The following is a 22,830-nucleotide window of genomic DNA, read 5'->3' as shown; positions in this document are numbered from 1 at the left end:
TTTTTTCTTAAAAACGGTACCCCGCAGAGAACATAAATGCCCACGGGTCAATGCGCGTCTTGATGCTTTGCTGATCGTCGCCGGCTTTAAATTTCACCGTAGTGTCGATGTCCATATACCAGACGGACATGTTCAGCAGCCAGTTTTCGTTAATCAGATAATCCAGCCCAACCTGACCCGCTACGCCCCAGGAATCTTTGACCTTCAGATCGCTCAGCCCCGCGCTTTTGCCGGTGTCGTTGAAACTTGCGTCAAAGAAAGTCGTGTAGTTCACCCCTACGCCAACATAAGGCCGCACTTTGCTGCCCGCATCGCCAAAGTACCACTGCGCCATCAGCGTAGGCGGCAGTTGGTGCACGGTGGCCAGATCACCGGTTGGCCCAAGCCCGACTTTGTGACGGAACGGCGTCGCCGCCAGCAGCTCAATCCCGATGTTATCGGTGACCATATAGTCGAAGGTCAGCCCCAACTGCGTATTGTTATCAACTTTAAAGCCGCCCATTTTAAGCACGTCGTCCGAACCACCTGTTGGCCGAACCGTCGCGGTACCCGCGCGCATAAAGAATTCCCCCGCCTGATGCGCCGACGCCGCACCGGACACACCCCATCGCCAGTAATGCCAGTGTGAGTTTTTTCATAGCCCTTCCCTTGTTATGGTTTTTAACAGCGGGCTGAATATACTCAGAAAGAAGTACAAAGTGATCTAACATCGATCACACTTTATCCTCTAATTTAACATTCAATGATCTGGATTAATTTTTGGTAGCGCAGTGAAAAACAACAAAGCGAAACCAGATCAATTTTATTGAATTATCAGTTTTCGTAAATTTCTGTCATATCTGTACAACCTGCAGGCTAATCGACGCTATTCAACCGCTTAGTGAAAGTCTTTGTGGTGCCACGGTGCCTACATCCAGGGTACAATTGCCCGCAGATTGATAACCGTTAGCAACACCAAGGAGAGTGCATGTCTATCACGGCAGGTTCCGTATACCGTGACACGGGGAATTTTCTTCGTAATCAGTTTGTTACCATATTGCTGATTGCGTTACTTTGCGCCTTAATTTCGGTGATTATTGGCCGCGCATTCTCGCCCAGCGAAGAACAAATGGCGATTTTAAGTGAGGGAGATAACCTGGCGGGCAGCGTTGGGCTGTTTGATTTAGTGCAGAATATGTCGCTGGAACAGCAGCAAGTGTTACTGAAAGCGTCTGCGGCCTCGACGTTTTCGGGCCTGATTGGCAACGCTATTCTGGCGGCCAGCATGATGGTGCTGATGCAAATCGTTTCTGCAGGCCAGCGCGTTAGCGCCCTGCGCGCGATAGGTGCCTCTGCCCCCGTGCTGCCAAAAATGTTCATTCTTATCTTCCTGACCACGCTGCTGGTGCAAATCGGCATTATGCTTGTGGTTGTTCCCGGCGTGCTGCTGGCTATTCTGCTGTCGCTTGCGCCGGTGATGCTGGTGCAGGATAAAACCGGGATCTTCCGCTCTATGCGCAGCAGCCTGCGCCTGGTGTGGGCGAACATGCGCCTTGTCGCCCCTGCGGTTGTCGCCTGGCTGGCGGCTAAAACGGCGTTACTGCTGCTGGCATCCAGCTTTGCCGCGCTGTCGCCGGAAGCCGGAGCCGTGATAGCGAATACCATAAGCAACCTGATTTCTGCCGTGCTGCTTATCTACTTATTCCGCCTGTACATGTTGATACGTCAATAACCTTCCCCGACTCCTGACCGCACGTTATAGTCAGGAGTCACCTCTTTACGGAACAGATTATGAAGCAGTTTCTCGACTTCCTGCCCCTGATTGTCTTTTTTGCCTTCTACAAGATGTACGACATTTTTGTCGGCACCTGGGCGCTGATCATCGCCACCGCCCTCGCGCTGGTTTACAGCTGGGTTAAGTACCGTAAGCTGGAAAAAACCACATTGGTGACCTTTGTGATGGTTGCCGTGTTTGGCGGCCTGACGATTTACTTCCACAATGCCGAATTCATTAAGTGGAAAGTCACGCTGATTTACGGCCTGTTTGCCGCCGCCCTGCTGGTGATGCAGTTCGGCATGAACAAGCTGCTGATTCAAAGCATGCTGGGTAAAGAGATCACGTTGCCAACCGAAGTGTGGACGCGCCTGAATATCGCCTGGGCGCTGTTCTTTATCGCCTGTGGTTTATTGAATATTTATGTGGCGTTCTGGCTCCCGGAAAGCATCTGGATTAACTTTAAAGTCTTCGGGCTGACCGCCATCACCCTGGTCTTTACCCTGCTGAGCGGCGTCTACATCTACCGTCATATGCCAAAGGAAGAGCAGTAATGCCGAACGAATTACCGCAAGGTGAATTAGTGCTGCGCACCCTGGCTATGCCAGCGGACACCAACGCCAACGGCGATATTTTTGGCGGCTGGCTGATGTCGCAGATGGACATGGGCGGCGCCATTCAGGCCAAAGAAATCGCGCATGGCCGCGTGGTGACCGTGCGCGTGGACGGCATGACCTTCCTGAAGCCGGTGGCAGTAGGCGATGTGGTGTGCTGCTACGCCCGCTGCGTTAAGCGCGGGACAACCTCCATCACTATCAATGTGGAAGTCTGGGTGAAAAAGGTTTCTTCCGAGCCTATCGGCCAGCGCTACAAGGCCACCGAGGCGATATTTATCTATGTCGCCGTGGATAAAGAAGGCAAGCCTCGCGCGATACCTCAGATTGATTAGTGATTAAGAGAAGCCCGGCAATGCCGGGTTTTTTCTTGCCACATTTTAATACGCAGCAATAATATTCCTGAGAGATGAAATAAGCGTAATCGTTATCAACAATGCAACGTTACATCCCACCGTATTATTTTTAGAAGATACCTCGCAAGATTGGATATAGCCTGTGAATCAGGCTCTGTGTTTTTGTACAGCATGATATAATACCCAGGTGTTGAAGCGAATGGCTTACAGAAGAGAAGCACGACATAAGAAATTAATGATTAAGTAGCGCGACATAAAGGTGTACCACCACCTCTATGTCGCTGACCACATACAACTGAAAAGGAGTTGAACATGGCTGCGAAGAATTTTAAGCCAGAAGTCACTATTTCCAAAACAAAATCAAACGCATCAGAAAATAACGCTGAATACTGCGATTCGGTACGCAATAAATCAGATAAGTGCTTGCCAGCAGCCCCACCTTCCCGCACTGAGTTTTACGACCGGGTACGGTACGACTATCTGCCGCTTCAGGGCGCATGGATTTCACAGGCCGGGTTTACACCGGGGATGCCGATAAAAATTCGGGTAATGCCAGACTGCATTGTAATCACCGCGCAGAACAGCCGCGAACTTTGGGGCTGTGCTGAGGGGTTAAGCGTCACACATTTCAACAAGAAGAAGATGCAGCAGTGGATAAAAAGCTTCCCTGGGGCGTTGAACGATACCGGCGATATCCCGGTTATCAGGCGGGAATCGCCCCGCTATGACTGCCTGAAGCGGGGTAAGGACTGAGCTTTAACGTGAATATCCCAACCGCATGAGGTTGGGATTTCTGTTAGGTTTAATTAGAATCTGATGAAGAGGGTTTTCGGCCTTTCAATTTATCAATCAGATTAAAGATTATTGCTGCTAATGTTATGGCTGAAGCAGCAATCATACTTTTAAAAAAATTCCTCACTACCTCATCGCATGGTAAATAAAAAGCGTTCATATAAAAAACACCAAGAACAACTTTTATAACAACACCTAACAAGAAAAAACCGGCAGTAAAATAGCTCCAAAGCACTATATATTTGAGGGCAGTCTTTATCATTTTGCCACCTCCAGTTTTTGGGTAATAGTTTTTCCACCATCTGATGCTGCTTCTGAGGCAAAAGCGCCGCCAACATCATAAATAAATCCGGGCAATTCTTTTCCTATCACAGAATTTACAATCCCTGGCGCATATTGCCCGAACTTCCCGCCAGCCCATGCGCCAAAAGCGCTACTACCAATAGCTGCAATATCAGCCCCATCGCTAAACACACTACCAGCTGCGGCCATACCAACGTTCTGCCAAAGTCCGCGTCCCGGTGCCAGCATCCCCGTAATACCTGCTGAAACACTTCCTTTATAATCCCAGCTCTTACTTTCATTACCCGGCCTGGTGAGATCGAACCACTGATAAGTACCGTTAGCAATTTCTGCGATGACGGCCCCCCCAACAGCTTTACCCACCGATGCCGCTGGCCCTAAATAAGCGGCTCCCGCGATCAGCACACCATCTTTATATCCATTGACGATAACTTTGGTGATATTGGCGCTTTCTGGCAAATCGCCTTTCACCATCCGCGCCAGGTCGGCCTGTACCTGTTCTGGCGGCAGATTTTTATCCTGTGCATATTGCGCGTAAGACTCTACCGACTGGCCGTAATCTATTGCCCCTGATGGCAGTATATTGTTCCAGCCACCACTCAGCCCATTATTCTCAACCGCATTCTTCCCAGCCTGAGCGCCCGTGGTCGCTGATGCGATGCTATTCCCCACCACGCCACCGGCGATCCCTGCCGCCATGGTGCCGAGCAGACTAACGAGCTGTTTTTGGTCCTGATTCAAATCCCCAAGTTTTGTATCCGGGAACATCTCTGCTGCGATTTGTCTCGCCGCCAGCTCACCGCTGAATGCCCCCGCCGCGCCCGCTGCCGCATTGCCGCCTGAGAGCTGCGCCGCCAGAGCGCCCCAGACCGCGTGCGCCATCAGGTTGGCAGGTTCATTGACTTCGTCACCCTTGGTAGTGGCGCCCTTAATAACCTGCGCCATCACCGGGTTCAGGCCGCCCGCCAGAGCTTTATTGAAATCACCCCCGGCGGCGCCTGCCAGAATGCCGCTCACCGACTGCGCCACCATCTGGTATTTACCGCCGACGCCGTAATCACCAAACGCTTTCTGGTAGGCCTCCGTATTGCGCAGCGCTTCAGCGCTCATATTGGCGTATTTACCGCCTTCCGCACGCGCTGCCTCCAGCGCCTTTGTGTCGCCATAGGTTGACACCATATTGGTCATCTGGCCGCCGATCTCACCCACCAGCTGCGCCGTCTGCAGGCGTTTTTGCTCTTCCTCTTTGTTAAAGATCTGCCCGATACTGCCGTTGGCATGTTCGGTGTCGCGACTCAGCGCAGCAACGTCCTGCTGCTGATTCGCCCTGTCACGAATTGTGATATTACCCTCCGCCACGGCGGATTGCGTGGTGCCTTCGGCGTGGCCTTTCCCGTTCATCCCGGCCAGCAGCGTGCCGACGTTCGCCAGGCCGTTAGCGGCCAGCATTGATCCGGCGGATGGTTTCGTGCCACCGGACAGGCTGATGCCGCTGTGGCTGACTTTATAGTCGGCTTTGTTGCCGATGTCAGAGAAGCCCAGCGTCCCGGTATCGAGGCTGTTTTTATCCGCCCCGGCCCGGCTGGCGATCACTGCCCCGTTCAACTGAGTATGGTTGCCCACGGTAATGTCAAAGCCACCGTTTCCGGCAAAAATACCGCTTTGTTCCTGCACCGAATCGTAGGTGCTTTTCATCTTGTCCTGGCTGAGGCTGATATAGCCGGAACCACCACCGCCTCCGAAGGTGTAGCTTCCACCCGCAGCCACACTGGTTTGCTTGCTGTCGTAGTTATTCGAGTCCTGTTGGCTGCTGATCAGCAGGTCCCGGCCAATGTCGGCGATAACTTTATCGCCGTTAACCTGGGCCCCGTTCAGGATGGCATCGCGGCCGCTGGTGAGGGACACCGTGCCGCCGCTGTCGAGCGTGGTTTCCGTCCAGCTGGTGCCGTTTCCTTTGTCCTTACCGTTGGCGGCGTTGACGTTGGCAAAGACGCTGAACCCCGCCGAACCATTGCCCACACCGAAGCTGACGCCTACACCACCGCCACTGCTGCTGTTTTTCCCCGTCGTTAGCTGCGTATTGGCCGCCCCACTCAGCACAATGTCGTTGCTCGCCGCCAGAGAAGTGTCTCCCCCCGCTTTGAGCTGGCTGCCGCCAATCAGGATATTACCGCTTTCAGCGCTGTTTCCTTTTCCAGTCGCCGAAATATTCAGGTTATTACCTGCCGTCAGGCTCGAGCCGTTAACCTTATCCGACTCCATATGCTGTTCGGATTTGGATTTCTGTGTCGTGAGCGAGATGCTGACGCCTACGCCATTGTTTGGATCAGCTGAAGCAGTAGCCTGCTGAGAGTTCAGATACGCCTGCCCACCGGCCAGCGCCGTTTTCGTTGCCTGCAGTGCGGCCAGCCTGCCGTCGCTTTCATTTTTCGTCGTTTGCGCAATGGTCACCGCGCTGTTGATCGCGTCGCCTACCGCCCCGGAAAGCGCCACGGTCAGCCCGGTGCTCTTCTGCTCAAATTTCTCATCCCGGGTACGCTTATCGTGCCCCGGCTCAATGAGAACGCTATCGCCAGCGACCGACAGATCCTTGCCTGCGACCAGATCGGCACCGCCGATGTGCGCCACTCCCCCGGCGTTCACGCTGACGTTGCCGCCGGTTGACCCCACGGTACTGATGCTCTGGCTTTGGGTGGTGCCTTGCTCACGCAGATCGTGGGTGCTTTTGCTACTGCCGATGGTAAAGCCGATGCCGCCGGTGCCCATCAGGCCGCTCTTTTTGGTCTCCTTAAAGTGCCAGGCGGTGTCCGTGTCCGTCGCGGCCACGATATCGACGTTATTACCCGCGTTCAGCGCCACATTGCCGTCGCCTACCACGGACGAGCCTTTCACCAGCAGATCGTTACCGGCTTTCAGCGTCACGTTGTCGCCGCTCAGCAGCGTGCCGGCTTCGCGAGTCGAGCTGGTTTCGTTGATGGTGTGAGTCGTTTTGCTGCTCAGGAACCCTTTTTTGGTTTTGGTTTCTTCGTCGTAGTGATAGTCGCTGTCGGTGGCCGTGGCGAGGTTGATGTCCCGTCCTGCACCTACCCCGATATCCCCGTGAGCCGTCACCTGCGCGGCCTGGGTGTTAACATCACGCCCGGCAATGATGGTGGTGTTCCCGCCGCTGGCGATCTCAGTGCCTTGCTGGCGCACGGACTCGTTGATCTCGACCTTTTTCTTCGCGGTGTACTTATCGCTGTGGGTAGATTCCACCGCCTCTAAGTTAACGTCCCGCCCGGCCTGCAGCCCCACATTGTCTTCTGCGTACAGACTGCTAGCTTTAACAGCAATATCTCGGCCAGCCTGCAGACTAAGCGTTCCCCCGCTGGTGATTGAACTTCCTTTGTACGCGCTGTTTTGTTCAAAATAACTACCGACCTGCTTGCGTTCATCAAGCTGGTTGCCCGTAAGAGAAATGTTATCCAGCGCCTTCAGCAACATATCGCCACCTGCGCCGAGGTTCGCGCCGGTATTGAGGATGTCTTTGCCCGCGCTTAGGCTCAGGCCATCAGTGGCCGTAATGGATGCAAGTGGACCCACTTCCGTATTCGAGAAAGCCAGAACCGGGTTATTGCGCCCGCTTGACTTACCTCCCGTATCCCATTGGTGGGTCAGCGTCTGGTTAATGATGTTGCCATCCACGCTCTCAAGGCTGACCTTCTGCCCGGCGATGGTGGAACCAATATTGTTGATATCACCCAGCGCGCTGAGCTGCAGGCTACCGCCCGAGTTAATCTCGCCACCGTTAATATTGCTGATGGCGTTCTGGCTGCTGGCACTCAACAGCGTTTTGCCCTGTAGCGTGCTGCCGTCGTTGGTGATATTTCCGGCGTTGAGGATCGTCTGATTCCCGGCGATCACGCTGCCGTTATTCACCGCAACGTCCTTCGGTGAGATATACAGTTTAGGCACGAGGACATTCTGCCCGTCGATTACAGCGTTTTCCCACCACAGGATGCTGGAATCCAGCGCCGCGACCTGGTCAGCGGACAGGCTGACACCCAGTTGCAGACCCAGTTTGTCACGAGCCTGAGCAGCATGGTCGATCAGGTACTGCATCTGCTCCAGATCGGAGCCGACGCCGTTCACGTAGCGGTTCCCGGTCTGATTCAGGATCTGATTGCTGACATAGCGGGTATCAAAAGCCGCATCCCCGAGGAAGCGATGGTCATAGTCCGGGCGCAGGTTCAGGCGAGCGAGGAAATAATCCGAGCCCAGAAATTTATTTGAATCGGTATAAGTGGTGCGCGTTTCCTGTGGCGCGTTTGGCCCGGCCATCCCGGCAAGCTTGTAGATATCGTTGAACAGGCTGTTATCCAGCTTACCAAGACCGTCCAGTTTGGGGTTGGTGACGATCAGATAAGGACTTTTCGGATCTTTATTCGCGACAAAATAGCCGTTATCGCTGGCAGGCAGCGGATAATCACTGAGCTTAACTGGCGACCCGCTGGCCGTCAGTTTTGCGGTAATCGCCGAAATATCCGTCAGCGCAATAGGACGATAATCATATCCCGGCGGTGGCGGCGTTTTACCTCCGCTGGATTGCGCTATCACCTGAGCGGCAGCGGCGGCAATATCATCATTTTTATGGCTAGATGGCTCGCCCGAGGGCTGTTTGGTCAGCTCTACGGCCTCACCGTTAACAGGAGTGAGATTGCCGCCATTCACCTTCGAATCTGTCAGGCCTGTCGCGTTGCCCGCTAAATCAATATCAGGCCCGCCCTGCTGACTTAGATTTATATCCGCGATCTTACCGCCGGCCTGACCATAGTCCGCACCAATCTGCGGTCGGCTATCCACGGCGGCTAGTCCGCCGCTTCCGATTGGGTTTTCGATGCTGCCGATTCCGCTTCCCGGCAAATTGATCGTTGCCTGCGGCGCGGTCACACTATTATTGGTGCCCGTCTTTAGATCGGTGGCCTGCGCGCCGCCACTTACACCAGGACCACCGGCTATATTAAGCCCCGGTGCACTGCGACCTGGAGTATACCCCGGCGTATTAGCTGAGACAGACGTATTACTGATGTTGTTGCTAAAGTTGGCGACGACTGCACCACCGGCCTGGATGACGGCGCGATAGGTGACATCCCCGCCGGACGTTTCAGTGATCACGCCTGGCTGAAGTGCGTATTTGAAAATTGTGTCTGCAGAATCCCCTCGGAGACCACGTTTTACACTCTCTATACTTCCATCGGCAGGAATGCTATTCCATCCATTATTACACCTGTCAGGAAATTGTTGACAGAGCGGATCAACTGGCGTGCTGTAAACCTGATAAACTGACGTTTTACCTGATATAGCAGACTTATTACTCAGCGTTTCTCCAGTGAGTTGGATATTATTTCTGGCCAGAATATTACTTGCATTATTTTCTAATTGATTGGCCGACAAATAAAAATTATTGCCGGATGACATTCGTGCGGCATTCCCTTGCGCTGTGGCCGTTACCGTTTTCTCACTTATCAATTTTTTAATTTGATCTGGAGACATTAATTTTAAAGAAAATGTATCTACGCAGGTTTTACCGGAGTTTTTCTCACTACCTCCGGTACATTTTTCACCATAGTAATAAGCTAATTTTCGAGGATCGATATCCCCAGCACGAATGTAAATATAAGACTCACCGCTCCCCGGATAATTCTGCACGCTTTCGGAATAGGTAAACCCATCCCGCTCATTCAATAAATGTCCGGTGCGAATAGAAATATCGCCATTCTGCGTCTCAATACTTCCCGAGGTATTCACCACTTCCGCGTTGGCGTTGCCCGCCGCATCGCGCTGCATCCATAGGCTGTTGCCCGCCAGAATATCGCCGCGATAGTTGCGAATACTGTTGGCAAACAGGCTCATATTATTGCCCGCATACAGCAGGGCGCTATTGAGCAGGGCCCCGCCTGCGCTGGCAATCAAATCACCGGCGGTGCCGACGAAGCCCGCATTGTTTATGCCGTTCTGACTGGTCAGGCGCAGCGTCCCACCCGCCTGCACGCTGCCCGCGCCGTTCAGATTAAGCTGCCCGGCATTGAGGTGGCTTTCGCCGTAGCCGGCACGCACCTGCCCGTTATTGTTCAACGTGCCTGCGGCAGAGAGCTGCACGCCCTGGCCCTGCAGCAGGCCATTGACGTTAATATCGCCCTGGCTGCTGACCGCCAGCGTATTGCCAGCCGCTAGCGTGGTCAGCTGGTTGTAGCTGCCCTGGCTGTTAAGCGACAGGTTGCCTAGCGCCGCCACCTGCCCCTGCAGGCTGGTGTTCCCGGCGTTGATCCCCATGTTGCCCTGGCTAAGCAGCCGCGCCCCGGCAGCGCTGTTAACCTGGCTGGCCGTGATGCCCAGGTTCTGCGTCGCATACACGGTGCCGTTGTTATCCAGTTGCCCTGGGTTAACGGTTAAATTGCCCCCCTGTAACATGCCGTTATTCAGGATATAACTGCCGCCGATCGTCCCCTGCTGCTGGGCCAGCACCGTCCCGCCGTTGCTGAGGGAGCCCGCATTAAGCGCCAGCGCAAAGCCCTGGACCCAGCCGCCGTTGGTAAACCCTGGTGCATTGAGCGTCAGCATGCCGCCGCTCAGAAGCTGGCCCTGGTTGTTGCCGCGCTCACGCAGATCAATCCGGGTATTGCCGTTCCCCTGAACGGTGCCGGTGTTGGTTAGCTGCTGCGCCCCAAGATCCAGGCTGCCCTGGCTCAGCAGGACCGCGTTTGGTCCATTATCCAGACTGCCGCTCAGCGTACCGGTGAGGGCAGAATTCGCTTCTACGTGCCCCTGGTTGTTCAGTGCGGCGGCGTTGAGCGTGACCGCGTTGCCCTGAACGTGGCCCAGGTTGGTGATGATATTGGCCCCGACGGTCAGTAAGCCATTGGTCAGCAGTTTGGCGCCACTTTGCACATCCAGATTGCCGCCCAGCGAGATACCCAGGCCTTCAACGCCGCTGATATTGCCGCTGTTATTGAGCGAGCTGCCGCTGAGAGTAAGGTTTTTGGCCTGTATCTGCCCCTGGTTTGTTATCCCCGGAGCCGCGACGGTGGCCGCGTTATTGGCCGTTATGGCACCGGTATTCGTCAGGCCGGACGCCAGCGCCAGATCGAGGTTGCCGGTACTTTGCAGCGTGCCACTATTTTGCAATTGCTGAGCGTTCAGCTTCAGGTACTGCGCCTGCCACAGGCCGCCATTGGTCACGTTTTGCCCGGCCACCAGCATAGCGCCTTGAGTTTGCATGGCGCCGCCCAGCCGGTTGTTAATGTCCTGCTGAGGCTGCAATGTCAGCGATTTCAGGCCAATCACCGATCCGGCGTTGTCTATCGCCCCATTGCTGGCCGTGAGGTTGTTGCCCTGAATATTGCCGCTGTTCAGCAGTGCGCCGCCGCTGAGCGTTAAATCCCCCTCGCTCAACAACGCGCCGGTGTTGTTCAACGTCCCGGCGGTTATCTGGCTCAGCCCCTGGCTGAGTAAACGCCCGCCGTTGGTCAGTTGGTTATCAATCTGGGCCGTCAGCCCGTTGATGCCGAGCGCGCTGCCGCTATTGTTCCAGTTAGTCGCCTTCACGCCCAGGTTCTGCCCCTGAATAACGCCGGCATTGCTAATCTGTTCCCCCTCCAGCGCCAGTTGCCCGCCCGTGAGCATTTTTCCGCCGGCGAGGTTATTCAGCGCGGAAGCGTTAACCGCCAGATCTTGTCCCTGCAGCGTGCCCTGGTTGTCTACAGTATCAGCACGGACAGTCATTACCTGCTGCGCCAGCAGGGTTCCCTGATTGGCGAGCTTCGACAAGTTAAGCGCCAGCGCCCCGCCGGTCAGCATTCTCCCGTCTTTCTGGTTCGTGACCGTCAGCGTGGATGGCGTATCCGAGGCCAGCTTCAGCGCCTTATTGCCCTGCAGCAAGCCAGCGTTATTCAGGGTATTGGTCGTCATCTCAACGGTGTCACCCGCCAGCGTGCCCTGGTTGTTAAGGTTGGCCGTTTGCAGAGACACACCTTTCTCTGCAAGAAGTTTGGCCGCGTTACGGTTGAGGATGCTGTCGGTAAAGTTCAGCGCCAGGCTGCCGCCCTGCAGCATGCCCTGGTTATCCAGGCTCGCGCCTGAAAGCGTGAGTGCCTCCTTCACGGAGATCAGGCCCAGATTGACCATCTGTGGGATGGTCAGGCTAAACGAGCTGCCGCTAACAATCTGTCCGTCGGCAAGATTGTTGAACTGCGGAGTATTCAGCGCCAGCGCATTGTCTCCCTGGAGCACGCCCTGGTTATCAATGCGGTTGCTGCTGAGGTCGAGCTTATCGGCGGCAATCACGCCGCTGTTCGCCAGGGTTTCGCTCTGGGCTTGCAGCGTATCGGCCGCCAGTAATTTGCCGCCGCTTTGGTTATTCAACTGCCCGGCGATATCCAGCGCTAAATTGCCCGCCGAAAGCGTGCCCTGATTGTTCAGGCTTCCCGCGGTGAAGGTCAGATTTTCGCGAGCCTGAACGGTGCCAGCGTTGCTCACATCATTAGCTGCAATGTCCAGTTGGCCGCCGCTTAACAGCTTCCCGCCGCTCAGGTTATTCAGGACGCGAACGACCGGAGGCTGAGCAGCGGCAAAACTTCTCAGCAGCATCAGTTGAGGGCGGCTTGCCCCTGCACCGGAGAGCGACAGGCCATTATTGCCCTGCACCAGCCCGCCGTTATTGAAAATGTTTACCGCCAGACGCGCGTTATCCGCAGCCACCGTGCCGCTGTTGGTGAGTGAATCACCTTTAAAATCAAACGTGCCGGTCGCCAGCAGTTTCCCTGGAGCCTGGTTGGTGACGCCGTTTTGCAAAGCAATAGAGAGAGCGTCCCCCTGAACAATGCCGCTATTGTCGAGGCTGGTGCCGATAATATTCAGCCCCTGCTTCGCCAGCAGCGTGCCGCTGTTTGTCACGGTGGCGCTCTGGAGATCCAGGCCGCTGTTGCTCTGCAGCGTTCCCGTGTTGTTAAGCGTGTCGGCCTGAACACCGACTTTTGTTGCGGCCAGCACGCCATTATTATCAAGCTGGCCGGTTGCAAGCTGCAGGTCCCCCTGACTCAGAACCTGCCCGTCGTTAGTGACCGATTTATCGGTGCTAATCGACAGCCTGTCTTTGCCGGTCAGCGCTCCGGCGTTGCTCAGATCGCCGCCTTGCAGCGTCAGGGTTTGCCCCTGAAGCAACCCTTTGTTATTCACCTGGCCGCCGCGAAGATCAAGCCAGCCTCCGGTCAGCACTTTGCCTGCCGCGCCGTTGCCAAACTGTGCGACGTTGAGCTTCAGGCCGCTGTCGCCCTGCAGCAGTCCATCGTTTTGCCCTTGCTGAGCAGAAAGCGTGACGTTGTCACCGATAATCTGTCCGGCGTTAGTCCAGCCGCTGGCGGTCATTGCCAGCTGGTTGCCCGCCACCAGAGAGGCCCCGGCCAGATTGTTTAGCTGCCCGGTCAGAGTCAGGTCCACGCTTTGTGCGTCGATGGCACCGAGGTTATCTAAACTTCCCCCGTCGAGCTGAAGGTGTTTTCCGGCAGAAATACTGCCCGCATTGTTTAGCTCAGGCAGCGTCAGGGTGACGTCATCCCCACCGGCCACCGTGGCACCTTTATCGTTTCGCAACGCAGCAGCGGTTAACTTGAGTTTGCCGTCGGCCTGAATCAGGCCACTGTTGTTTGCCTGGGCTGACCCGGCATCAATGCTTAGGGTAGAGGCCGCGATAATGCCGGTATTGCTGAGCGGACCGGTCGTCAGGCCGAGATAATTCTGGCCGATCAGCCGGCCGCCGTTGTTGAACGCCCCGCCGAATAAAATATTCAGCGCGTCGCGGCCAAGGATCTGCCCTGTATTTTCACCGCCGTTTTGCCCGCCGCTGAGCGTGATATTTCTGCCCTGCATGCGTCCGGCGTTATCCAGACGCGCAGCATTAACGTCAATATTTCCGTCACTTAATAGCTGGCCGGTGCCACCGTTAGCCAGTTTATTGCCCCGAGCGCTAATCGTCTGATTACCCTGCAGCAATCCGTTATTGGTCAGGTCGTCAACCGTCAGGGTGGTATTATTGGCAATCAGTTTTCCGGCGTTACGGCCTTTGGGCGTTGTCACCGAGAGCGTGTTGTCGGCGAGGAGCACCCCGCCGGCTTGGTTATCCAGCCCTTGCGTCAGCCCCAGGTTCAGGTCGCCGGCCTCAATATTCCCGCTATTGGTGAGGTTAACCCCGTCAATTGCCAGCCCTTGTTCGACCGAAATCAGCCCGGCGTTGTTCAGGTCAGGAATAGACAGCGACAACCCGCTGCCGCTGATGATTTTCCCCTGAGCGAGGTTATTCAGCACCGTGGCGCCAAGACGCAGCGATTTTTCGCCCTGTAACAGGCCGCTATTGGCGTTACGCTGGGTTTCGACGCTGAGATCGGCCGCCGCCAGCGTGCCCTGGTTTTCGAGGCTGCCACTGGTCAGGGCGAGTTTGTCCTTACCGAGGATTTTACCGGTGTTAACGAGGTTATCTATCGCGGTCAGATTGAGGATGGACAAGCCAAGCAGCTTGCCGCTGTTGGTCATCTGGCTGGCTTTTAGCGTTGCGCTGTCGGCCTGAATCTCTCCTGCATTGGTCATGTGGCGAGCGGCAAGCGTCAGTACTTTTTCGGCCAATACGGTGCCGTTTTCAGCGTTATTGAACGTATCGCTTGTGACGTTGAGCGAGGAATCCCCTTGCAGCAAGCCCGTGTTAGAGACGTGTTGTGCATCCAGAATGGCACTGTCGGCGATCAACTGCCCCGCATTATCTAACTCAGGTGAAGATAGGTGCAGGGTGCGTTTTGCCACCAGCACGGCACCGGCAAAGTTGTTTACTTTTTCACGCAGTTTTAGCTGCAGATCCTGCGCTTCAACGCGGCCCTGGTTGCCGAGCGACATCCCCTCAATGGCCGCGGCCTGGTTTGCGGATATCACGCCCGAGTTGACCAGTGCCTGAACGGTCACCGTCATTTCGCCACCGCTTTGCAGCCAGCCCTCGTTGGTCACGCTCCCGGCGTTGAGTTCAAGCTGCCCGCCGGCGGTCGCTTCCTGAATGTCAGGCTGACCGACGATGATTTTCCCCTGTGGGCCGTTCTTCAGTTCTCCACTGACGCTGGCCGTTAAGCTCTCGCTTCCGCTGGTCAGGCCGGCGTTATTCCATTGATCTGCGCCGATCGCGAGGTTTTTCCCCTGCAGGCTCCCGGCATTGTTAAGGTTGCCAGCAGAAAGCGCGAGCGCATCTTTCGCCAGCAGTACCCCACCTGCCTGGTTGTTCAACTGCTGGCCGGCTTTCAGCGTCATGGCCTGAGATTCAATATTGCCGCTGTTAGCCAGCATCAGGCTCTCAATGGCCAGCCCCTGCTTGACGGAAATCAGTCCGGCATTGGTGAGCTGCGGGATGCTGAGCGCCAGGCCGCTGCCGCTGATGATTTTGCCGCCGCTGCGGTTACCCAGGTCTGCGGCCGTTAACGTGAGATTTTGCCCGCCCTGAATCAGACCGGCATTGTCTAACGTGGTGCCGTGTAGCGCGAGGGACGCCGCCTCAAGTTGCCCGGTGTTTTTCAACTGGGCCACCGTCGCATTCAGGCTTTTCTCAGCCAGCAGGCTGCCGGTGTTGGTCAGGGCGGTCTGCGCGGCTACGTCCATCGCGGAGGCCGCGATCTGACCGTCATTGTTGAAGCTATCAGAGGTACTGTTCAGGCCATTGCGTGTGGTGATTTTCCCGCTGGTCTGGTTGTCGATGTTCCCTGCAATCGCCAGCGTCAAGGCATCGCTGTCCAGCGAGCCCCGGTTGGTAAAATTCCGTGCATTGAGCAGTAAATTTTTCTGCGCCAGCAGGGCACCACCGGCCTGTTGCACAATATTATCTGCGGTGAGCGACATTCCGCCGTCAGCCTGAATATTTCCGCTGGTGTCTAGCTGTTTGGCCCCAATGGTAACGGCAATGCCTTTGGTATTTCCGCGGTGCGTCAGCGAATCGGTGTTAACCGTAAACGCCCCTTTTGCGGCCTGCGTACCGCTCAGCGTGACGCTATTATTGGCCTGCAGCAGCATATTGCCTTCAGATTGCAATTGCCCGCCGGCCAGGGTTTCAAATCGCTCGCCTTTGAACATCAGATCTTTTTGCGAGGTTATTTGCCCGGCGCTTTGTAGCTGCTGATTCAGTAACTCAAGGTTGCCCCCGCTTGCCAGCGAGCTTCCCTGCTGGCCGTAAAACTGCTTGCTGCTTAACGTTACATCCTGCTTGCCGTTAATCGTCCCCGCATTGCTAAAGCTGTCAGCCTGAAGCGCAAGTTTACCGGTACTCAATAGCTGGCCATTTGGGCCAATAGTAAAGGCGTTGCGGCTGGTCCATGCCTGGTCAGTACCGCTGCTAAGCATGCCGTCTACCCACGCATCTCCGGTAGCGGCCGTCAATCCTGCCCCGGCCAGCATCTGGCCGCTGTGCGTGAACGAGCCGAGATCGAGCTGGATATTGTGCTGCGCCTGCATATTGCCGCTGTTGTTAAAGCTGCCAGCTTTAGCGTTCAGGCTCCCGTTGGCCGTAACCTGGCCGCCGTTGGTTAGCTGGTCTGCGGAGAGTGCAATGTCACGCCCAGCCGTCAGCTTCCCGGCATTATCCATACGTGCCGCCGCGCTGGCCCGAATCGCGCCGCCTGCGTTGGCTTCGCTGGCGACATCCGTGCTTACAGCCCCGGCATCCAGAGCAATGTCATTGCCGGCGGAGAGCTGACTGTTATTCAGCGCCAGTTTCCCGCTGCCGTTCAGAGTTATGTCCCGATCGCTGGCTAACTTACCGTTGGCGACGGTGATGTCAGAGCGGCTATTAACCTGTGTCGCACCACCACTTTTATGCTCGCCGCTCAGTACTACGCTATCCGCCTGAGCCGTGAGACTGCCGTTCGCCAGGCTGTTATTCACCACCAGCTTGCCGTTGGCATTCAGCGTGATGTCGCCCTGACGCGCGTTCAGGTTCCCCAGGTTGACGCCGACGCCTTTGTCACTGGAAATAAGGTGAATACGGTTAGCATACATGCCGCCCAGCGCACCGGTATCGACGGCAACCACCGGCGCGGATCCGTCTCCGGCTATCGGCGTGACTGCGCCGGTGGATGAAACGCGGTTGGCGCCCACGGTCACCTTAAGATCTTTGGCGTGAATACCGGCGTTAACTTCTGTTGCCCGGGCAATAATCGATAGCGCGTCGCTTTGGCTGGCGTCCAGGCCCTGGCCTTCAACCGTAATGGTGCCTTTGCTGACGTCCAGGGCCAGCAGATTACCTGCCGCATCAAACTGGGGTTTGCCCGTGGTCAGCGTGGCATTAGGGGTATTGATGAATCCGCAGCCGTTACAGGTAATGCCATAAGGGTTAGCGACCATCACGTTGGCCGCCTTGCCCGATACTTCGGTATAGCCCTGCAGCTGTGAGCGATTGCCGCCGACGACTTCATTGATGATGCCGGTCGCTTCCTGGCCCGCCCGGAGGTTAGGGTTGTTCTGGATGAGCCCTCCGAGCTGAGTTTGCGTCAGCTGCCCGGTGGCGTTGTTAAGAATCAGCCCTTCTTTTCCGACGTTATAGTCCTGGAACTGGTTATGGGAGATCCCCGCCTGGTTTGGCGTTGCAATGTTAACGACAGGCACCCCGTTTCCGGCCTGATCCATCTGCGTGCCCGGCGTGACCGGGTTGATGGTCGCGGCCACCGCCGGAAAGACCGGCTGCCCGGCGATCAGGCAGATGATGAGGTAACTTAACAGGCGCTTCGCTAATCCAACGGGGTGCTTATCCATTTTTTTACCTTAAATCGCCAGGCCCAGGCGGTAATAAATCACGAGATGATCCGGCGCCAGATAGCCCGGATAGTGAACTGGCGTGCCAACGGTGAACTGGCTGGAGTAGTAGCGCCCGGCCACGGAGAGGCCAGCTGAAGCGCCCCAAAGCGTCCCGGAAGCCTGCCGATCGTCGCTGTCATTACGCAGCCAGCCGCCATCCACGGCTGCGTTCAGGCTGACTTCGCCCAGATAAGGGAGGCTGAACAGGGCGTAGTTCAATTCGTTGCGAAGATAGCCCCCGTTGTCGCCGGAGAGGTATTGCTCTTTAAAACCACGCACCGAGCTTTCACCGCCAATCGTTAAGCGCTCACTGCCGTAAAGCCGGTCAGGCGACCATTGCCCATAGACGCTGGTTAACCACCAGATTTTTTGCGTCAGCGGGCGCTGGAAACTGCCGCTCAGGCTCCATTTTTTGAATTCAGCTTTTGGCACGTCGCCCCGCTTGCCGTTGTCGTTTTCGGCTCCAAACCACGGTACGCCGTGGCTGAATGACGGGTTCAGCGTGGCCACGCCACCCGCGATTTTCTGCGTGTGGTTAAGGCCGAATTGCAGGCTGGTGAGCTTCCGGCTGCTGCTGAGCAGCGGCGCATCGTTCAGGTAGTTGCGGCTAATCCGGTGAGTCAGCCCGATGGAAGCGGCAGTTTTTAAGTCCCCGTTTCGGTAAAGCACGTGGGAGAGGTTCAGGCGATGTGTTTCGGCGCGCCCGGTCGAACGCCACTGATAGCCTTTGTTGTCCAGGGTGGTGAGATAGTCGCTCCAGCTGTAGCTGTAATCGACGAGGCTATAGCCCCAGGGCACATTGACCCCGGCCTGAAAGCTTTGCGCATCATGGTCGCTGGCAAAATCGCTGCTGCGCCCACCGCTAATAAACCATTTATCGGCCAGCCCCAGCGGGTTATTGGCGGTCAGCGAGGCGGTGAGCTGCCCGGTGCCGGTGCTTTTTTGCCCGCTGTTATCAAACCCAGCGGCTGCGGAAAGCGGAAACTCCGGCGTTGCCGTGAGATTAACAATGGATTCCCCGGCCTTTTCACCCGGCAAGATTTCAATTTGTACCGGCGTGGTGCGTAACCGGTTTATTTGCTCCATCCCCTGCTCAATATCGCGCAGGTTAAGTATTTTCCCTTCCAGTCCCGGAAACGCCATTTTTAGCTGGCGTGAAGGCGCACCTTCAATGCGAATGGCCTGTAGCCTGCCTTCCAGCACCGCAATATGCAGCGTTCCCTCAGAAAGATCCTGCTCGGTCAAAAATGCCCGACTGGTGATATATCCGCGGCTGATATACCAGTCAGAAATATCCCGGGTCAGCGTATTGATCTTCGCCATGCCGAGGCACTGATTAATATAGGGCGTAATTAAGCGGTTCCGGGCCGGATCGGAAAGCAGCGTGGCATTATCAATATCAATATGGTGAATGGTGAAGCAGGGACCTTGGTCAGATGGGACCACAGGGCTTGCCAGTCGCGGCTGGAGGCTACGCTGGATCTCCTCTCGCTGCTGCCGGTTCTGCAATAGCAAATCCTGCTGCTGCTGCTGGATAGTGTCCCGGTCAGCAGGCGTCAGCGGCGCGGCATAGCTTAGATGAGAGTAAAACAGCGCGCACAGAAAGGCGGCCTTATAATAATGGCGCATAAAATAAGAGTCTATTTATGTCATTTCTTTTCAGTATGCCAGCACACCGATAAATAAGAAAAGTCTTAAATAAACACCCTATTATTATTGGTAGTTAATTTGCATTAAGTTTGATTATTTAATTTAGGATAAGGCGAGGAAAATAACTAATATATTGTTTTATCAGGAATAGTCAGCGCAAACAATAATTGAATAAATAATGACCATGGACGGTAAGCGAATCAGGCCATAAAATAAAAAAGGCCGCGTACTCTCATACGTGGCCTTTTAAAAACGGATGATAGTTAATCCATACTTGCGCCGCCGCTAATGCGGAATTTGATGTTAACCGTAATGCCCTGACCAGGCTTACCGCTCTCATAGCGCCACTTTTTCATCGCCTGCTTCACTTCACGTTCGAACATGTTGGCCGGCTGGGCGGAGAGGATCTCGACGTTATTCACCCGACCATCGGCATCGACATCAAACTTCACGCGAACGTTACCGTCCATACGTAATGCAAAAGCTCGCGTTGGATACTGCGGCCTGTCGCGGCTGATAACGCGCGGCCCGGTATTCACCGACGGTGCTGGCGCTGCCGGGGCCGGTTTTACTGCCGGCGTTGGCGCAGGCTGCACGGGCGCATTGTTTTCAAACGGAGAAGCCTGGCGAGGCTCAACCGGCTTAACTTCACGCTTCGGCTGCTCAACCTTTTTCACCGGCTTTGGCTTCGGTTTTGGCTTAGGTTCCGGCTTGTGAATCACAACGGGCGCCTCTTTCGGCGGCTCGGGTATCGGTTCTGGCTCCGGTTCAGGTTCCGCAACCGGCTGTGGCGGAGGCTGAACAACCTGGGGCTGAGGAGGCTCAAGGTCAGCGGGCGCAACCATCGTGACGCTGATCGGCTGCGAAGGTGCTGGGGACTCAATAACCTGATGTACCGAGGTGTAGAGCAACCCGGCCACAACGGCACCATGAATCCCGACGGAGAGAAGAGTCGGCCACGGAAAGCGGCGAGGTAATTCCAGGGTCATTGACGTCATAATGGTTTCAGTGTCTTTCAAGAGACGACAATTTTAAATGCAAATAACAATCATATTCAACAACGCATTGTCCAAAGGCGCACTTTTTCCTGCTGTCTGCACGAGTTTCCCGCTATTTTCTCAAGGATTTAACATCCTGTTTATCTTTCAATTGCAGTCTGCCCGCGGTTCACTTAACGTGGTTTACAACCCAACATCAAGAAGGAAGAGTGCCCGTGCTGTACGTCATTTATGCCGAAGATATTGCTGATTCGCTGGAAAAGCGCCTGTCCGTTCGCCCTGCCCACCTGGCTCGTCTTCAGATGTTGCGCGACGAAGGTCGCCTGCTGACCGCAGGCCCGATGCCGGCGGTTGATAGCAACGATCCCGGCAGCGCCGGATTTACCGGCTCAACGGTGATTGCCGAGTTTGCTTCTCTGGAAGAGGCGAAGGCCTGGGCTGATGCAGACCCGTATATCGCCGCAGGCGTGTACGCTAAGGTTGAAGTAAAACCGTTTAAGAAAGTGTTCTGATTTGCCGATCTGCGAGCCTGCGGTTAGCAGGCTCAATAGCCAGTTAGTTTTCCGTCGCCTGTAAGTGCTTTTGTCGGAAGCTGTCCCGACTCAGAGGCCGCGAGAAGAGATAGCCCTGCGCCAGCCTGACATTGTTATTGAACAGCATCTGCATTTGCGAAAAGGTTTCCACCCCTTCGGCAATAACATCCACTTCTCTTTCCTGAGCGCAGCGGACAATACGCAGCATTTCCTCGCTGCAGGTCGCCTTGAAACAGCTACGATCAAGCTTAATAAAGTTTGTCTCTACCTGCGCCAGTCTGTCCTGCAGTTGCTCCACGCTATGAATATCATCCCAGGCCAGTAAAAAACCCACCTCGCGAAGGCGAGCGGCATTTTCACGCCCGATGTCATCCAACATGATGCTGTTATCCGTTATCTCAAACACGATTCGCTGCTCGGGAACCGCCCGCCGTTCAGCAAGGTCAATCACCCGTGCGGCAAACCCGACGTCATTCAGCTGCACAGGGGAAAGATTCAAATGCAATAAATAACTGCTGTTGTGCGGCACGACGACATCGGCCATGTAACTAAAAGCCGTGGCGATAATGTGTTTGCCCAGCGAAACAATGCCGCCATTCTCTTCCAGCCGGTTAATGAACACGTCCGGGGCAACGAGTGCCCGACGATGCACGCCCCGAATCAACATTTCGGTCCCGACACATTTAAAACTTGAAGTGTCAAAAATTGGCTGCAGCAACGATTCAAAAGCCAGGCTAAAGTTATTCTTCATCACGCGGTTAACGATGAATTCTGCGCTTTTCTCCATGTAATCACTCCTTAGTGCAGGCTTTTCTTAGCTGGTTGAGATAACCACTTTATTTTTACCGTTGGATTTTGCTTTGTAGAGCAGCTTGTCGGCTTTCTCAATCAGCCTTTCGTAGTTCTCTCCGCGCCACGGGCAAAGACCTCCGCTGAAGGTGACGGCCAATCCTTGCTCACGCCAGGTTTTATTTTCAACCCGCTTACGCCAGCTTTCCATAATGTCCATGGCTTTAACCTGGTTATCGGAGAAATAAATAAATGCAATTTCTTCCCCGCCATAGCGATAGAGCTTAGCATGATCGTCCAATAACCCCATGCCCATATCGGCAATGACTTTTAAAACCGTATCACCGACAAGATGTCCATAACCATCATTTATTTTTTTAAAGTTATCAATATCGATAACACCCAGACTGAATGGGGCCTCACGTGTTAATAGATAATTAACATCGTTGTCAAAGCTTCGGCGATTAAGCAGTCCGGTCAGGCCATCCGTTAGCGAAGCACTTTTTGCATTCTTTATTTGCCGGCTACTTTCGCCAATCTCACTTAAAATTCCCTTATCAACCCCATCTTTTAGTTCAATACGGCCAAAACGCATCATCGAAACAATATCTACAATCATTGCCTTAATCGACTGACGCATAAACAACCACAACAACAAATAAATCGTCAGGCAGGAAGCGAAGGCTATCAAAATAATCCAGACATAATAGAATGTGTATTCATCTATTACTTTGTCCTTAACAGTGAACACGACAAACCAGTCTGGATTAGAGAAAGAATAATAGTAGTAATGTTTGCTGGTCACTTTATCGTGAAATGAGCCAAGCCCGTTAGTCATGCGATGAATTGCCGCCAGAGGGACAACCGGAGTGCCAATCGTGTCGCTGTCGGCATCCAGTATGGCTCGCCCCTTGCGATCGACAATCGATAAGTGCCCTTCACTCGGGCTTTCCAGCTGGCGCAGCACATGGCTCAGATTGCTCAGATTCAGATCCATGGCAAACACACCGTAGCGCTCACCTTTGTCGTCATGCAGTAGTTTGGCTATCGTCACGACGGGTAAGCCATCAACCGCATTGGCATAAATTTCAGAGTAATTAACAAAAGCGCTCTTCACGCTGAGACGTTCGTACCAGGAGCGGCCTGCAAGAATGTAATTACCATCAATATAGGATTTAGGAATGCTGTTATATC

General features: G+C 54.8%; 12 protein-coding genes. 5 read left to right on the top strand and 7 right to left on the bottom strand.

All coding sequences use genetic code 11. The features are described from left to right. Nucleotides 1-7 precede the first annotated feature (7 nt). Nucleotides 8-601, bottom strand: a complete 594-nt coding sequence (ompW, locus tag CNE01S_RS17390) for an outer membrane protein OmpW (RefSeq protein ID WP_439645712.1) — start codon at nt 599-601, stop codon at nt 8-10. Between the two features lie 366 nt (nt 602-967). Here ompW and CNE01S_RS17385 point away from each other — a divergent pair, with 366 nt between their 5' ends. The 4 genes from CNE01S_RS17385 (at nt 968) to CNE01S_RS24610 (ending at nt 3,476) form a co-directional block, all read left to right on the top strand. Next, nucleotides 968-1,711, top strand: a complete 744-nt coding sequence (locus CNE01S_RS17385) for a YciC family protein (RefSeq protein ID WP_039303684.1) — start codon at nt 968-970, stop codon at nt 1,709-1,711. Nucleotides 1,712-1,770: 59 nt separating this feature from the next. Continuing rightward, complete coding sequence (locus tag CNE01S_RS17380) at nt 1,771-2,307, top strand: septation protein A (protein WP_039294111.1); 537 nt, start codon at nt 1,771-1,773, stop codon at nt 2,305-2,307. Further along, nucleotides 2,307-2,702, top strand: a complete 396-nt coding sequence (yciA, locus tag CNE01S_RS17375; protein ID WP_039294112.1) for an acyl-CoA thioester hydrolase YciA — start codon at nt 2,307-2,309, stop codon at nt 2,700-2,702. The genes CNE01S_RS17380 and yciA overlap by 1 nt, the downstream gene beginning before the upstream one ends. Before the next feature lie 333 nt (nt 2,703-3,035). Beyond that, nucleotides 3,036-3,476 (top strand): SymE family type I addiction module toxin, encoded by a 441-nt coding sequence (locus CNE01S_RS24610; protein ID WP_072279170.1) that lies wholly within the window; start codon nt 3,036-3,038, stop codon nt 3,474-3,476. A gap of 49 nt (nt 3,477-3,525) precedes the next feature. Here CNE01S_RS24610 and CNE01S_RS17365 read toward each other — a convergent pair whose 3' ends face one another. The 4 genes from CNE01S_RS17365 to tonB all read right to left on the bottom strand — a co-directional run bounded on the left by CNE01S_RS17365 (nt 3,526) and on the right by tonB (nt 20,305). Continuing rightward, complete coding sequence (locus CNE01S_RS17365; RefSeq protein WP_061277519.1) at nt 3,526-3,777, bottom strand: hypothetical protein; 252 nt, start codon at nt 3,775-3,777, stop codon at nt 3,526-3,528. Further along, nucleotides 3,774-17,624 (bottom strand): hemagglutinin repeat-containing protein, encoded by a 13,851-nt coding sequence (locus tag CNE01S_RS25045; protein WP_061277518.1) that lies wholly within the window; start codon nt 17,622-17,624, stop codon nt 3,774-3,776. Before CNE01S_RS25045 ends, CNE01S_RS17365 begins: the two co-directional genes overlap by 4 nt. A gap of 9 nt (nt 17,625-17,633) precedes the next feature. Beyond that, nucleotides 17,634-19,295, bottom strand: a complete 1,662-nt coding sequence (locus CNE01S_RS17355) for a ShlB/FhaC/HecB family hemolysin secretion/activation protein (protein ID WP_061277517.1) — start codon at nt 19,293-19,295, stop codon at nt 17,634-17,636. A gap of 284 nt (nt 19,296-19,579) precedes the next feature. Further along, nucleotides 19,580-20,305, bottom strand: coding sequence for a TonB system transport protein TonB (gene tonB, locus CNE01S_RS17350; protein WP_072279171.1), 726 nt, complete (start codon nt 20,303-20,305; stop codon nt 19,580-19,582). A gap of 224 nt (nt 20,306-20,529) precedes the next feature. Between tonB and CNE01S_RS17345 the strand changes: the two genes are divergently transcribed. Then, nucleotides 20,530-20,826 carry a YciI family protein gene (locus tag CNE01S_RS17345; RefSeq protein ID WP_061277515.1) on the top strand — a complete coding sequence of 99 codons (297 nt, stop codon included), beginning with the start codon at nt 20,530-20,532 and terminating at the stop codon, nt 20,824-20,826. A 43-nt stretch (nt 20,827-20,869) separates the two neighbouring features. Here CNE01S_RS17345 and CNE01S_RS17340 read toward each other — a convergent pair whose 3' ends face one another. Then, the gene (locus tag CNE01S_RS17340) at nt 20,870-21,634 is read right to left on the bottom strand and encodes an EAL domain-containing protein (RefSeq protein WP_061277514.1); all 765 of its coding nucleotides are present in this window, start codon (nt 21,632-21,634) and stop codon (nt 20,870-20,872) included. A gap of 27 nt (nt 21,635-21,661) precedes the next feature. Continuing rightward, nucleotides 21,662-22,830, bottom strand: a 1,169-nt coding sequence (locus CNE01S_RS17335) for a sensor domain-containing diguanylate cyclase (RefSeq protein ID WP_061277513.1), incomplete at its 5' end; no start/stop codon positions are given.

Origin of the sequence: Cedecea neteri NBRC 105707 = ATCC 33855, from assembly GCF_001571265.1 — a bacterium.
Lineage (GTDB): Bacteria > Pseudomonadota > Gammaproteobacteria > Enterobacterales > Enterobacteriaceae > Cedecea > Cedecea neteri.
The sequence above is the reverse complement of the archived record's forward strand: the minus strand, read 5'-3'. Positions and strand labels throughout refer to the sequence as shown.